12 protein-coding genes are annotated in these 13,015 nt (G+C 60.1%); 6 read left to right on the forward strand and 6 right to left on the reverse strand.

The features are described 5' to 3' along the window. The first annotated feature begins 54 nt into the window (after positions 1-54). Entirely contained in the window at positions 55-4,950 is a 4,896-nt protein-coding gene (locus RCH10_RS21815) for a glycosyltransferase (protein WP_409054016.1), read from the forward strand. A gap of 127 nt (positions 4,951-5,077) precedes the next feature. Next, complete coding sequence (locus tag RCH10_RS21820) at positions 5,078-5,932, forward strand: class I SAM-dependent methyltransferase (protein ID WP_409054017.1); 855 nt, start codon at positions 5,078-5,080, stop codon at positions 5,930-5,932. Between the two features lie 277 nt (positions 5,933-6,209). On the opposite strand, the gene rfbC is transcribed toward RCH10_RS21820, so the two are convergent. Genes rfbC through rfbB form a run of 6 tightly spaced genes read right to left on the reverse strand, consistent with a single transcriptional unit; the run spans position 6,210 to position 10,434 of the window. After that, positions 6,210-6,755 (reverse strand): dTDP-4-dehydrorhamnose 3,5-epimerase, encoded by a 546-nt coding sequence (rfbC, locus tag RCH10_RS21825; protein WP_409054018.1) that lies wholly within the window; start codon positions 6,753-6,755, stop codon positions 6,210-6,212. A 42-nt stretch (positions 6,756-6,797) separates the two neighbouring features. Next, a complete protein-coding gene (gene rfbA, locus RCH10_RS21830) occupies positions 6,798-7,682 on the reverse strand; it encodes a glucose-1-phosphate thymidylyltransferase RfbA (protein ID WP_409054019.1) in 885 nt (294 codons plus the stop codon). A 5-nt stretch (positions 7,683-7,687) separates the two neighbouring features. Beyond that, on the reverse strand, positions 7,688-8,131 hold the full coding sequence (locus RCH10_RS21835; RefSeq protein WP_409054020.1) for a TA system VapC family ribonuclease toxin: 444 nt from the start codon (positions 8,129-8,131) through the stop codon (positions 7,688-7,690). After that, a complete protein-coding gene (locus tag RCH10_RS21840) occupies positions 8,131-8,364 on the reverse strand; it encodes a CopG family transcriptional regulator (RefSeq protein ID WP_409054021.1) in 234 nt (77 codons plus the stop codon). Before RCH10_RS21840 ends, RCH10_RS21835 begins: the two co-directional genes overlap by 1 nt. A 39-nt stretch (positions 8,365-8,403) precedes the next feature. Then, positions 8,404-9,294 (reverse strand): dTDP-4-dehydrorhamnose reductase, encoded by an 891-nt coding sequence (gene rfbD / locus RCH10_RS21845; protein WP_409054061.1) that lies wholly within the window; start codon positions 9,292-9,294, stop codon positions 8,404-8,406. A gap of 12 nt (positions 9,295-9,306) precedes the next feature. Continuing rightward, positions 9,307-10,434: a dTDP-glucose 4,6-dehydratase gene (rfbB, locus tag RCH10_RS21850; protein ID WP_409054022.1), complete on the reverse strand. Its 1,128-nt coding sequence runs from the start codon at positions 10,432-10,434 to the stop codon at positions 9,307-9,309. 132 nt (positions 10,435-10,566) lie between these two features. Here rfbB and RCH10_RS21855 point away from each other — a divergent pair, with 132 nt between their 5' ends. The 4 genes from RCH10_RS21855 (at position 10,567) to RCH10_RS21870 (ending at position 12,955) form a co-directional block, all read left to right on the forward strand. Further along, complete coding sequence (locus tag RCH10_RS21855; protein WP_409054023.1) at positions 10,567-11,010, forward strand: phasin family protein; 444 nt, start codon at positions 10,567-10,569, stop codon at positions 11,008-11,010. 106 nt (positions 11,011-11,116) lie between these two features. Continuing rightward, complete coding sequence (locus RCH10_RS21860) at positions 11,117-11,824, forward strand: TetR/AcrR family transcriptional regulator (protein WP_409054024.1); 708 nt, start codon at positions 11,117-11,119, stop codon at positions 11,822-11,824. 8 nt (positions 11,825-11,832) lie between these two features. Further along, a complete protein-coding gene (locus RCH10_RS21865) occupies positions 11,833-12,663 on the forward strand; it encodes a hypothetical protein (RefSeq protein ID WP_409054025.1) in 831 nt (276 codons plus the stop codon). A gap of 28 nt (positions 12,664-12,691) precedes the next feature. Then, positions 12,692-12,955 carry an acyl-CoA-binding protein gene (locus tag RCH10_RS21870; RefSeq protein ID WP_409054026.1) on the forward strand — a complete coding sequence of 88 codons (264 nt, stop codon included), beginning with the start codon at positions 12,692-12,694 and terminating at the stop codon, positions 12,953-12,955. Positions 12,956-13,015: the final 60 nt, after the last annotated feature.

Consider the following 13,015-nt stretch of genomic DNA (forward strand, 5'->3'; position numbering starts at 1 on the left):
TTCAAACGTCGCTGCCTTGCGAATAGTATTGGCGATTCAACAACGTTGTGAAACATGGAATCTTCTGACTTTTATACTGCCTTTGAGATGCGCTGCAGAGGCACACGAGAGCTGATCACTTCGCGGCTGACGGCTTATCGCCCCTTTTTGGAACCGGTGCTGGTGCTGGAGTCGACACCCAAACTACTCGACCTTGGATGCGGCCGTGGTGAATGGATCGAACTCGCCGCCGAATGGGGCTTCGACGCCAGTGGGGTCGACATCAATAAGGGCATGCTGGCGTTCTGCCGTAACCTTGGGCTGCAGGTCGAACAGGCTGATGCGCTGCATACCCTCCGCCAGCTCGGAGATGCTAGCGTCTGGGTGGTGTCAGCCTTCCACGTCGTCGAGCACATTCCCTTCGATGATGTCCGCACGCTGATTTCGGAAGCGATGCGGGTACTCAAGCCTGGCGGTCTGCTGATCATGGAGACGCCCAACCCTGAGAACCTCGTCGTCGGCGCGACAACGTTCTACCTCGATCCCACGCATGTGCGCCCTATCCCGCCGGTGCTGTTGAGCTTCGCCACAGAGTTCGCGGGCTTTCTCCAAAACAAAATTGTGCGGCTGCAGGAATCGCAGCCAGCGGAGTCCGCGCTACGTCTGAACGACGTTCTCAACGGAGTCAGCCCGGACTATTCGGTAGTCGCTCAGAAATCAGCACCGATTGAGGTGCTGGCCCTTTTTTCGGGGCCTTTCGACCACGAGTTCGGCACTTCGCTTGAGCGCATGGTGCATCGCTATGACAGCGCGGCCGACGGGATCATCGACCGCGCTGGTGCCGTCGAAAGCCGGGTTGATCAGATCATCGACCGTGCTGACGCTGTCGAAAACCGGGTTGATCAAGTCGAAGAAGATTTGGTCGGTGTCAAGGCCGGCGCCGAGCAAACTGTTGAGCGATTGCGCGCTGCAGAGGAGAGGGCGCAACGCGCGATAGCCGGTCAACATAAGGCGCAGATCGAGATGCGACAGTCACGCGCACGTTCGGAGCTGGCAGAGGCGTTGGCCGGCAAGGCTGCGAACGATGCGGCCGCCTTCCAGGCGCGTGCTGAACACGCTGAGCAGGCCGCGGCGCTCGTATCAAAGCAGGCGGTAATTGCCTCGCAGCAAGCGGCGGCCGCCTCGCAGCAAGCGGCGGCCGCTTCGCAGCGAGTGGACGCGATGCTGCAAAGCACTTCCTGGCAGGTCTCGGCGCCATTGCGATGGATGGGTAAGCCAGCGGCGCGGATGAAGAGCGCATTCAAAGAGAAGCGGGTGCGCAGCGGACTCAAGCGCCGCGCCAAGGGGCCTTTACGATCGCTAGCGGTCGGCCTAGCGGCTTCTCCCCGATTGCAGCACACGGTTTCCAAAGCACTGACCCTTGTCCCAAATCTGAAGCAGCGGCTAGGAGGAGCGCTGGCGCCACCGCCTGTTGCCGGCGAGCCCGTAGAGGCACCAGCCGTGATGCCACCCGCGGAAACAAAGGCAGCGACACAGGGGAACGTAATTGTTGGCGGCCGTTATGAGGGCAAACGCGTGGCGGTCCTCGCGCCGACGTCGTCGACGCAGGAAAAGGGAGGGGCCGAGCGTCTCTTCCAAGGTTTGGCGAATGCTTTGCGCCATCAAGGCTGTGTCGTTGACGAGATCCAAAAGGTCGTCGACGAATCGACCTTCGAAGGCATTCAGGCGGGATACCAAGCATTCGAGGCGCTAGACCTTGGCTGCTACGACATGGTCATCTCCACCAAGGCGCCGTCGTACGCTGCGCGCCATCCGAACCATGTCCTTTGGCTGGTTCACACGGTGCGCGTGTTCTACGACATGTTTGACCTCACTTTTCCCTCCGCCGACGAGCATGTGCGGACGCAACGCGACTGGATCGTTCGCGCGGATACCGAGGCGCTAGGCCGCATCGCGCAACGCTTTTCTATTGGAAACGAAGTGTCGCGGCGTCTGAGGTTATGGAATGAACTGGATGCCTCGGTGATGCACCCACCGATGGAGGAAATCGGATTTTTCAACCAAGGCGACGGAGGGTATTTCTTTATTCCCGGGCGGCTTCATCGCTGGAAACGGCTCGATCTGCTGATCATGGCGGTCACGTCGTCAAGCCTGCCGTTACGACTAATCATCGCGGGCACCGGCGAAGCCGAGCATTCGCTGAAGGCGCTAGCGGGTGGTGATACCCGCATCGAATTTGCGGGCCGCGTCAGCGACGAGCGCCTTAAGGAGCTCTACGCAAGCTGCCTGGCGGTTCCCTTCTTGCCGGTGCGCGAGGACTACGGCTATGTCACCCTAGAGGCCTTTGCATCTTCCAAGCCGGTGATTACCTGCAGCGACTCGGGCGAGCCCGCGCACTTCGTCGAAGACGGCCAGACCGGCTTTGTCTGCGCACCTGATATTGGGTCGGTGCGCCACGCGCTTGAACGCATGTGGAACGACCGAAAGCTTGCGGCCCGAATGGGCAACGCAGCACGGCAGCGCACGGCCGGCATCCAGTGGCCGATAACCGCCAAGCGCCTGCTGCAGGCGGGACTAGACCGGCCGGATCCGAAGCGCCTTAGGGTCGCGATTCTCGACATGCAACCGATCATTCCGGCGGTCGGCGGCGGCCGACTCCGCCTTTTGGGTCTCTACCACGCGTTGGGTGAAGGGATCGACGCACGATATGTAGGTACGTACGACTGGCCCGGCGAGAACTACCGGCGCCATCAGATTACGCCTGGATTGGAAGAAACCGACGTTCCCTTGAGCGTAGAGCACCACGCGGCTGCGGCGGAAGCCGCGCTGCAAGCTGGGGGCCGTGTTGTGATTGACATGGTGTTCGGGCGTCAGGCGCACCTGTCGCCGGAGTATTTAGCCGAAACGCTCGAAGCGGTTGAGTGGGCCGATGTCGTTGTGTTCTCGCACCCTTGGGTAGCTCCGCTGGTCGACGATGGGTTGCTAGCGGGCAAGACTGTGGTGTACGACTCGCACAACGTCGAACGCGATCTGCGAGCGCAGATTCTTAACCTTGACGCCCCGTTTGAGCGCGACATTCTTATGGAGGTGGAAGCAGCCGAACGCACAGCCGGCGACAGAGCGCACATGATCCTGGCATGTTCAGATGAGGATGCGAAAGGCTTCGAAAGCGCCTACGGCTGGTCGCGCGCGCGTATGCAGTCCATGCCAAACGGCGTTTTCGCCGATGCGATCCAACCGCCGACCCCACATCAGCGCGACGCGGCACGCGAGAATCTTCAAATTTCGCACGATGCGAAGGTCGTCTTCTTCATCGGCAGCAACTACGACCCGAACGTTGAGGCAGGAAGACTCATCGCGGGCGTGTTTGCTGCCCAACTACCGGATGTCCAGTTCGTCATTGCCGGGGGCGTATGCACGCGGCTAATCGAGATCGCATCCAATGTGCGGCTGGCCGGCATGATCGACGACGTGCAGAAGCTCTTATGGCTGCACGCTGCGGATCTGGCCGTCAACCCGATGCTGTCTGGCTCGGGTACCAATATCAAGATGTTCGACTTCATGGCAGCGGGGTTGCCAGTGATAGCAACACCGATGGGCGCACGCGGGATTGCTTCGAAGGAAACGAGTGGTCTGCGCGTGGTCGAGGTCGACGCTATGGTGTCGAACATTGCGATGCTGCTGGCCGAACCGGAAGAGCGCCGCGCCATGGGCGAGTGCAATCGCGAACTCGTCGAACAGCGATTTGCCTGGGAGCGAATCTCACCGCGCTTGGGCATGCGTTTGCGCTCGATGCACCTTCGCACACGTGGGATCGCCGAATTGAATGCGTTCGGCCAAAAGCGTGTTGTCGCGCATTTCGGCACTATCGGCATCCGCTGCGGCATTGGCGAATATGCGCGAAAGCTTATCGAGATCTTCACCGCTCACGGCGTACGCAATCATGTGCTTACCTGTGATTCAGCCGAAGAAGAGGCCGTCATTCCGTCTGGAGTCGTCGACGCTCGCATTGGATGGTATTACGACAACCATGAATGGGCGCTCAGTCACATCAAAAGCACCGCAGTGTCTTCGCTGATCGAGTGGGGCGCGGAGGGCGTGCTGATCCATTACCACCCGGCCTACTATTCGCCCGCGATGCTGTGCGCCTTTGGTCAGGACTGCTTAAATCACGGCATAGCGGTCGCGGTCGTCATGCACCAGTGCCCGCCGGAAAGTTTCCCCCATTTGAAGCAACTCGCGGCAGAGGGTGCAACGCTGTTTTCGCATAGCGAGCGAGAGGTATCTGCGGCGCGAGAGCAGGGCGTAGTGTTGTCGCTGCTGCCGTTGGGCATCGACTTCGACGCGCATCCAGTCCGCGACATCTCGCAACGCGATTGGACAGCGCAGCCACCTGTCATCGTCACTAACGGATTTCTCAGGGAGCACAAAGGAGCACGGCGCTTGATCGAAGCCATGCCAGAAATTCTGAAGGCGTTTCCTAGTGCGACATTGCGGGTGCAGTGCTCGCTCTATCCGAGCGAGGATTCGCGCCGCGAAGCGGACGCATGCGAGCAAGCAGTTAAGCGCCTTGAGCTTGGCGACCGGGTTGTGATTGACACTCGCTTTCTCGACAAGCGCGATGTGCTTAGCGAGATCAGCAAAGGAGACATCGTTATGCTGCCTTACGACCAAAGTATTGAGGGCGGCAGCGCCTCCGCGGGCGATGCACTCGGCCTGTCGCTACCGATAATCGCGTCTGCGGCTCATGTGTTCGACGACATCCGCAACGTCGTGATTACAACCGGGATCGACAGCCCTAGTTTGGCACGGGCCGCAATTGGGATTTTGAGGGATCCAGCTCTCTACTTGAAGCTTTCCCAGACTTCGTCTACCTATGCCAAAGAGAACAGCTGGAATAATGTTGCCGGCGCATTTCTTTCCGCCTTGACTTCTGTTAAGGCCCCAGTCAATCTCTCAACACAGACATGACCGACACCGACAAGGCGGCACCTAGGTTCAAGGCCATATTCAAAGTGATGGGCTCACCGGCACCAGGCGTGAAAGCGAACTGATCAATCACAACGGCGAATTGCACTCAATTACAAGTGAAGTACCCATGAATCACGAAGTCTATAAAGCGGTATTACGGTTTTCAGTCGACATTGATCTGCCAGCGGCTCCCGCTTTCCAAGGGGTCGAAGAGATGCATGCGGAGCAGGTGCTCCAAATAGTTGAGAGTGTAATCGGCGAAGCGTCTAAGTCCCAATACTACAGTTGCTCGCGTCTTCGGTTTGCCATGATGGTTCAACTTGCCGCGCGCCACGTTCCGACTCTCGCGAGCAAGCGCGCCAAGATTCTCGATGTAGGCAATGCACCCGGTTATCTTGGCTTGGCGCTCCATAATGCTGGATACCAAGTGTCAGGCATCAACGTTACCGCCGACTGGATGGGCGCGTACCCGAGCCCTGAGGTGGCAAGCCTATTCGACGTGAAAGTATGCGATATTGAGAAAGAAGCCCTTCTCTTTGCTGATGGCACCTTCGATGCTGTTGTTTTCACTGAGGTGCTTGAGCACATCGCCATCAAAAATCCTGCGGAGATCCTTCCCGAGTTCAGGCGCGTGCTGCGCAATGGCGGCAAAGTTCTTTTCTCTACGCCAAACGTCTGCAATTTGAGCAACGTCGTTGCGCTCATGAAGGGTTCTAATGTTTTTTGGCCAACCGAGATTTTCTTCGGGTCGACTGACAGGCATAACCGAGAGTTCACTCCGGCTGAGGTCAGGAACCTGTTTCTAGAAGGCGGCTTCGAAATCGATGAGTTTTTTGGGATCAACGATCACGCTAATTGGCGCACAAATACCGAACACGAGATGTATGCCTTTCTGGGCACGAATCCGGAAAGTCACCCAATGCTTCGCAATACTACTGTTGGCGTATTTTGCTCCGGCCACGGTTCCGAAAATAAGTCCTGAGCGATAGTCGATGATCCACTTTAATCAACTTGCAATGTCAAGTGCTAAGCATGAGCTCTCGAGTAGGCCTGATCATCGTGGCAGCTAGCTAAACCGCCGTCGATCCACGCAGCCGCGGCATTTGGTTGCCCGACTTCCACTCAAAAGATCTCGATCCTCGTGACTGCGCCAAAAATTAGCACCGCAGTGACTGCAGAAGACTGACTGGCCATAGTCTAGTCAACTTACAACGTTTTCATCTGCAAAGTTTGTAGCGCTTATCACCTTGCCAATAAAGTCAACTAAACAATTCGGCGTTCGCAAACTCTGAGGCTAACTCGTCTTTACTCGATAACGTCGGGACTCCAACACCCGGCCATAATATTGAAAGCTGCCGGTCACACCAAAGGATTGCTCGCTCAGCTGTCAGGCTGTAGTAATCCGTAGTCTTATATAAAAAATCCGCCGTCTCGCTCAGAACCAGAAAGCCATGAGCAAACCCCGGCGGCACCCACAGCTGCTTGTGATTCTCTTCATTCAACTCAACACCGACCCATTTGCCGAACGTCGGTGACGACTTGCGAATGTCCACCGCCACATCGAACACCGCTCCACTGACCACACGCACGAGCTTGCCTTGCGGTTGTTGAATTTGATAGTGCAATCCGCGCAGCACGCCTTTGCTAGATCGCGAGTGGTTGTCCTGAACGAAGTCGACGTGCTTGCCGATCGCTTCGTCAAAGCCTTGCTGATTGAAGCTCTCGTAGAAAAAGCCGCGCGAGTCGCCGAAGACTTTCGGCTCGATCACGATAACTTCGGGGATTGCGGTGGGCGTGGCTCTCATAAGTTGCTCGTCTCTCTGTTTGTCATCGTCGTCAACATCTGATCATCTAATCGGGTCGGTTAGCAGGCGTCCCAGATAGGCGCCATACCCGCTCTTCAACAGCGGCGCCGCCAGCGCTTGCAATTGGTCCGCAGTGATGTAGCCGCGTCGCCAGGCAATCTCTTCGGGGCACGCAATCTTCAACCCCTGCCGATGCTCCAGCGTCGCGATGAACTGCCCTGCTTCAAGCAGGCTTTCATGCGTGCCGGTGTCCAGCCACGCATAGCCGCGCTGCATGATCTGAACGGTCAGCTTGCCGCTGTCCAGATAGGCCTGGTTGACCGCGGTGATCTCGAGTTCGCCTCTTGCGCTGGGCTTCACTGCTTTGGCAATAGCGGTGACTTCGTTGTCGTAGAAGTACAGGCCGGTCACGGCGTAGCTGCTCTTGGGCTTGAGCGGCTTTTCTTCGATGCTGCTGGCCTTGCCATTCGCATCGAAAGCCACGACGCCGTACCGCTCGGGGTCTTGCACGTGGTACGCGAACACGGTCGCACCTGAAGCGACTGCATCGGCATCCTTCAGCAGATGCTCCAGGTCATGCCCATGAAAAATGTTGTCGCCCAGCACCAGCGCACTCGGCGCGTTGTCCAAGAACTGCTCACCGATGATGAAGGCCTGCGCCAGTCCGTCAGGGCTCGGCTGTACCGCGTACTGCAGGTTCATGCCCCACTGACTGCCATCGCCCAGCAGTTGCTGAAACCGCGGCGTGTCTTGCGAGGTGCTGATGATCAGAATGTCGCGCATGCCACCGAGCATCAGGGTGGTCAGCGGGTAATAGATCATCGGCTTGTCGTACACCGGCAGCAGTTGCTTGCTCATCGCGAGCGTGGCGGGGTGCAGGCGAGTGCCTGAGCCGCCGGCGAGGATGATGCCTTTGCGTTGGGTCATTTTGTTCAGTGTGGCTTGGGGAAAAGGACGCTGAGGTTCTCAGCGCGCGCGGTCGGCACGGCAGCCAAAGGAATTCCCTGATCCAGGGTCACCAAGCGCCCGCCGTTGCGGCATGCCAAGCCGAGCAAGTAAACATCGGTGAGATGGCGCCCCGTCAACAGCTTGTCCCAGTCCACTGCGCCCTGCTCCAGGACGCTATAGGAATCAGGCCAAAACGCATGGCCGGTGGCTAAGGTCGCTTCGGCAAGGATGTCCGCTACCAAAGCAGCCGAGGTCTGGTTGGCGTATTTGGGTTGCGACATGATGCGCACGCATCCGTTTTGCGTCAGGGGGCAAGTGGCCCACCCCTGCGTCGCTTCGGTGGCCAGCCATTCCGCAACAAGGCTGTGATGGGCATGCTCTGAATCGAACAAGGCGATCAACACGCTGACGTCGAGCAGCGCTCGCATCAGATTCCCTCTAAGTCCCGAATGGCGTTGACGTGATCGTTCGTCACCACATGACCTTGCTTGGGAATGGTTCTAAAACCTGCAGCCGACCGATCCGATGGCGGCGTGCCGCGACCAGTCAATGCCTGCCTCGCCAATCTCGAAAGCACCTCTCCAGCGGTACTGTTTTCGAGGCGCGCACGTTCTTTGACTGCAGCCAGGACGTCATCGGCAACATCCAACGTGGTTCGCATCATGATTCCTTGATGAATTGATGCACTGATTCTATTGCATCAAAAAATTTCGCGCAGCATCCGTGCCACGCCCGCCTGCCAATGCGGCAACGTCAGTCCAAAAGTCGACTGCAGCTTGCTCGTGTCGAGCCGTGAATTCTGCGGGCGAGTGGCAGGTGTCGGAAAGGCACTGGTCGGTACGGCATCGACGGTCGATGGGGACGCCTTCAATTCGACGCCGGCTTCTCGCGCTTGCTCGACGACAAACTTTGCATAGCCGTGCCACGACGTTTCACCGCCAGCGACGAGGTGGTACAGCCCGGTCTTCTTCTCGTCTTGCAAGGTCGCCCGAATCGCATGCGCAGTGAGGTCGGCGAGCAACTCGGCGCCGGTCGGTGCGCCGAACTGGTCGTCGATGACCGTCAGGCGTTCACGCTCTTTTGCCAGTCGCAGCATCGTCTTGGCGAAGTTGCCGCCGCGCGCGGCGTACACCCAGCTCGTGCGGAAGATCAGGTGCCGCGGGCAGTTCGCCGCGATCAGTTGTTCGCCTTCGAGCTTGGTGCGGCCATAGACGCTGAGCGGCCCGATCGCATCGTCTTCGCGCCAGGGCTTGCTGCCGCTGCCGTCGAACACATAGTCGGTCGAGTAATGGACCATGAGCGCGCCGATCTGGTTCGCTGCTTCGGCTACGACGCCGGGCGAGGTGGCGTTGAGCTTGCGCGCGAAGTCGGGCTCGCTCTCGGCCTTGTCGACGGCGGTGTGGGCGGCCGCATTGACGATGACGTCGGGGCGCACTTTCAAGACCGTCTCTGCCAGCTGCTCGGGGCGGCCGAAGTCGGCGTTGAAGTCTGTGCTGTCGAAGTCAAGTGCGACGAGTTCACCCAGCGGCGCCAGGCTGCGCTGCAGCTCCCAGCCGACCTGCCCGCCTTTGCCGAAGAGAAGAATCTTAATCGTCATGGAGGCTCAGGACCAATCGCGCTCTTGAGGTGGGCCGTTGCCACGCTCAGCAAGAAACGTCTCTGGCAGCGTTGGCTGCGTTTCGTAGTGCTTCTCAAGCCATTCGCGATACGCGCCGCTCTGCACGTTGCGCACCCACTCGCCATTCGCCAGGTACCACTCCACGGTCTTGCGAATGCCGGTATCGAAGGTGTCGGCGGGCTTCCAACCGAGTTCTTTTTCGATCTTGCGGGCGTCGATGGCGTAGCGGCGGTCGTGGCCGGGGCGATCGGTCACGTAGGTGATCTGTTCGCGGTAGCTTTTGCCGCCGGCCTTGGGCCGCAACTCGTCGAGCAGTGCGCACACCGTGTTGACGATCTCGATGTTCGGCTTCTCGTTCCAGCCGCCGACGTTGTAGGTTTCACCCAGCCGGCCCGCTTCGAGCACGCGGCGGATGGCGCTGCAATGGTCCTTGACGTAGAGCCAGTCGCGCACCTGCATGCCGTCGCCGTACACCGGCAGCGGCTTGCCTTCGAGCGCGTTGACGATCATCAGCGGGATGAGCTTTTCGGGGAAATGGAACGGCCCGTAGTTGTTCGAACAATTGGTCGTCAGCACCGGCAAGCCGTAGGTGTGATGCCATGCGCGCACCAGGTGGTCGCTGGCAGCCTTGCTGGCCGAATACGGGCTGTTGGGCTCGTACTTGTTGTCTTCTTTAAAGGCCGGATCGGTCGCCGAGAGCGAGCCGTACACCTCGTCGGTCGACACGTGCAAAAACCGAAAGGCGGCTTTTTGATCGGCCGGCAACGCAGCCCAGTGGCCGCGAACGGATTCGAGCAGCCTGAAGGTGCCGAGCACGTTGGTCTGCACGAAGTCTTCGGGCCCGTGGATAGACCGGTCGACATGCGACTCGGCCGCGAAGTTGACGATCGCACGCGGCTTGTGTTCCGCGAGCAGACGGTCGAGCAAGGCGCTGTCGCCGATGTCGCCCTGCACGAAGACGTGCTTGGGGTTGCCCTTGAGCGACGCGAGCGTCTCGGGGTTACCGGCGTAAGTGAGCTTGTCGAGATTGACGACGGCCTCGTCGCTTTGCGCGAGCCAGTCGAGTACGAAGTTGGCACCGATGAAGCCGGCACCGCCTGTAACCAGGATCATGGGGTCCCCTGCTGTTGTTGCGGACAATTATCACATCGGGCCATGTGGCAAAAAGCAGCTAGACACGCCGCTCTAACGCCAGCGCACCGCTCCCGCTAGAGTGCCGCATCTTATTCACTCATCAGGATCAGCATGCCCACCAAAGACGATGACAAATCCGCCGACCGCGTCAAGGATTCCGCCCAGCAGATCTGGCTTGCCGGCCTCGGCGCCTTTGCCAAGATGCAGCAGGAGGGCAGCAAGGCCTTCGAGGCGCTGGTGAAAGACGGCGCGGGCATGCAGAAGAAGACGCAGCAGGCGGCCGAAGAAACCCTGGCACAAGCGCAGGCTCGCATGGCCGGGCTGGCAAGCGAGATCGGCACCAAGGCGGCTGGCGGCTGGGGCAAGCTGGAGAACATTTTTGAAGAGCGCGTGGCGCGCGCGCTCGAAAAGCTCGGCCTGCCGTCGGCTGCGGAGTGGACCGCATTGCAGGCGCGGGTGGCGGCGCTCGAAGCGCAACTGGCGCAAGGCGAGCAAACCAACGCTTCGCCCTCTTCGGCAGCGGCGTCCGCTCCCCGTCCGGCACGCAAGACATAGGCTGCGGCAAATCCATTGCGTTGCCCAAGATAAGGGGTCTGCGCTGACCCCGCTCCGGTCGGAGTTGCGCTAGAGTGACCTCAGAGACAAAAACCGAGGCACCGTCATGGTCAAGAAGGCGCCACGCCGAACAGCGCAACGCATCCTCGAAGCAGCATTGGAGCTGTTCAACCGCTTCGGGGAACCGAACGTGTCGACCACGCTCGTGGCGGGCGAACTCGGCATCAGCCCCGGCAATCTCTACTACCACTACCCCGCCAAAGACGAGCTGATCAACCGGCTCTACGAAGCCTACGAAACCGAGCTCGACGAGCTGCTGCACGCCAGCGAAGGGGTGCACGACGTCGAAGACGCCTGGTTCTTCATGCACAGCCTGTTCGAGCTGATCTGGCGCTACCGCTTCCTGTACCGCGACCTGAACGATCTGCTCAGCAAGAACCGGCATCTGGAGACGCAGTTTCAGCTGGTGCTCAAGAACAAGGTGCGCGCCATGCGGGCGCTGCTCGCCGGCCTGAGCCGCGCGGGGCACCTCGACATCGACATGCGCGAGGTCGACGCGCTGGCGCAAAGCATGGTCGTGGTGCTGACCTACTGGCTGAGCTACGAATACGTTCGCAACCCGCGCGAGGCGCTCGAGCCGCAGCATGTGCAAGGCGCCCTGCTACGCGGCGCACAGCACACGCTGCAGTTGCTCGCGCCGTATCTGGAGCTTGAGCAGCGCAAGCATTTGATGACGCTGACGGCCGCCTATTCGCCGAGCGCGTCGCGCACGCCGGACACGCCCGGCAGCTCGCCAAAAATGGCTGCAGCCTGAAGCCACCGATGCCTCCTCACGATTTCAGACCGATCTCGCTCATGACGCCCGGCACGGCGCCGATCGTCGGGGTCTGGACACGCGTGCCGTACCCCGACGTACCGGCTTTCGACGCAGCGACGCTCCAAATTCAATGGCGGCAGCTGCACGCGGGCCAAGCCCTGCCACCGCCGACACCTGGGCCGTTGCTCGAGGGTTGGGCGCGATATCACCGTGGCGATTTCGAGCAGGCCGTCAGCATCGGGCTGTTGCACGGCGACCAGGGCCTGGCGCTGGCCAATCAGGCGACCGCCGTCTATGCCAACTACCTGGAGCGGCGCGAGTCGGTGCGCCTCGCGCTGTTTCGTCAGGTCGCCGAGCGCGCCGGTGCGCAGGCAACCGCCGAGCCGGACAACTGCCAGGCGCTCTACTGGCAGGCCTACGCGTTGGGTCGCTACGCCGAAGGCATCAGCGTGGCGCGTGCTTTGGCTCAGGGCTTGGGCGGCAAGGTGAAGCACTCGCTCGAACGCGTGATCGCGCTGCAGCCCCACCATGCCGACGCCCACATCTCGCTCGGCGCCTTTCATGCGGAGGTGATCGACAAGGTCGGCCCGCTGGTGGCGCGCATGACTTACGGCGCGCGCGCAGAAACCGCCATCGAGCTGTTCGAACGCGGCCTCGAACTGCATCCCGATTCCGCCAGCGGCCTCATGGAGTACGCCCGTGGGCTGCTCGCCCTGCACGGCGATGGCCGCATGGCAGAAGCCACGCGGCTCTATGAAAAGGCGGCGGCTCTGAAGCCGGTCGATGCCCGCGAACGGCTCGACGTGGAACTCGCGCGCGCGGGGCTGTCAGACTGACGTCTTTCAATTTCCAGACACACGACGAATGTCCGACACGAACGATATCCAGGCTCGCTTCGAAGCCGCCGAGGCCCAGTCCAAGCTGCTGCCAGAACGACCAGACAACGTCACGCTGCTAAAGATCTACGGCCTCTACAAGCAAGCCACGCTGGGCGACAACGCCGAGAAGAAGCCCAGCTTCAGCGACTTCGTGGCGCGCGCCAAATGGGACGCGTGGACGGCGCAAAAAGGCGTCAGCGCGGATGACGCGAAGCAGAAGTACATCGACCTGATTGAATCGCTGCGCTGAGTGGCTGGTGCCGAGGCAAGATCCCGCGCGAAGGATGGTCGACCCTATCGCCGAAGCTCG

The organism is Variovorax sp. GrIS 2.14 (assembly GCF_046115955.1).
Classification (GTDB): domain Bacteria; phylum Pseudomonadota; class Gammaproteobacteria; order Burkholderiales; family Burkholderiaceae_C; genus Variovorax.

Coding starts and splice junctions, on each gene's coding strand:
- RCH10_RS21870 (WP_409054026.1), top strand. CDS start 12,692: ATGTCCGACACGAACGATATCCAGGCTCGCTTCGAAGCCGCCGAGGCC.
- RCH10_RS21835 (WP_409054020.1), bottom strand. CDS start 8,131: ATGCGAGCGCTGCTCGACGTCAGCGTGTTGATCGCCTTGTTCGATTCA.
- rfbB (WP_409054022.1), bottom strand. CDS start 10,434: ATGATCCTGGTTACAGGCGGTGCCGGCTTCATCGGTGCCAACTTCGTA.
- rfbC (WP_409054018.1), bottom strand. CDS start 6,755: ATGAGAGCCACGCCCACCGCAATCCCCGAAGTTATCGTGATCGAGCCG.
- RCH10_RS21820 (WP_409054017.1), top strand. CDS start 5,078: ATGAATCACGAAGTCTATAAAGCGGTATTACGGTTTTCAGTCGACATT.
- RCH10_RS21865 (WP_409054025.1), top strand. CDS start 11,833: ATGCCTCCTCACGATTTCAGACCGATCTCGCTCATGACGCCCGGCACG.
- RCH10_RS21855 (WP_409054023.1), top strand. CDS start 10,567: ATGCCCACCAAAGACGATGACAAATCCGCCGACCGCGTCAAGGATTCC.
- RCH10_RS21860 (WP_409054024.1), top strand. CDS start 11,117: ATGGTCAAGAAGGCGCCACGCCGAACAGCGCAACGCATCCTCGAAGCA.
- rfbA (WP_409054019.1), bottom strand. CDS start 7,682: ATGACCCAACGCAAAGGCATCATCCTCGCCGGCGGCTCAGGCACTCGC.
- RCH10_RS21815 (WP_409054016.1), top strand. CDS start 55: ATGGAATCTTCTGACTTTTATACTGCCTTTGAGATGCGCTGCAGAGGC.
- RCH10_RS21840 (WP_409054021.1), bottom strand. CDS start 8,364: ATGCGAACCACGTTGGATGTTGCCGATGACGTCCTGGCTGCAGTCAAA.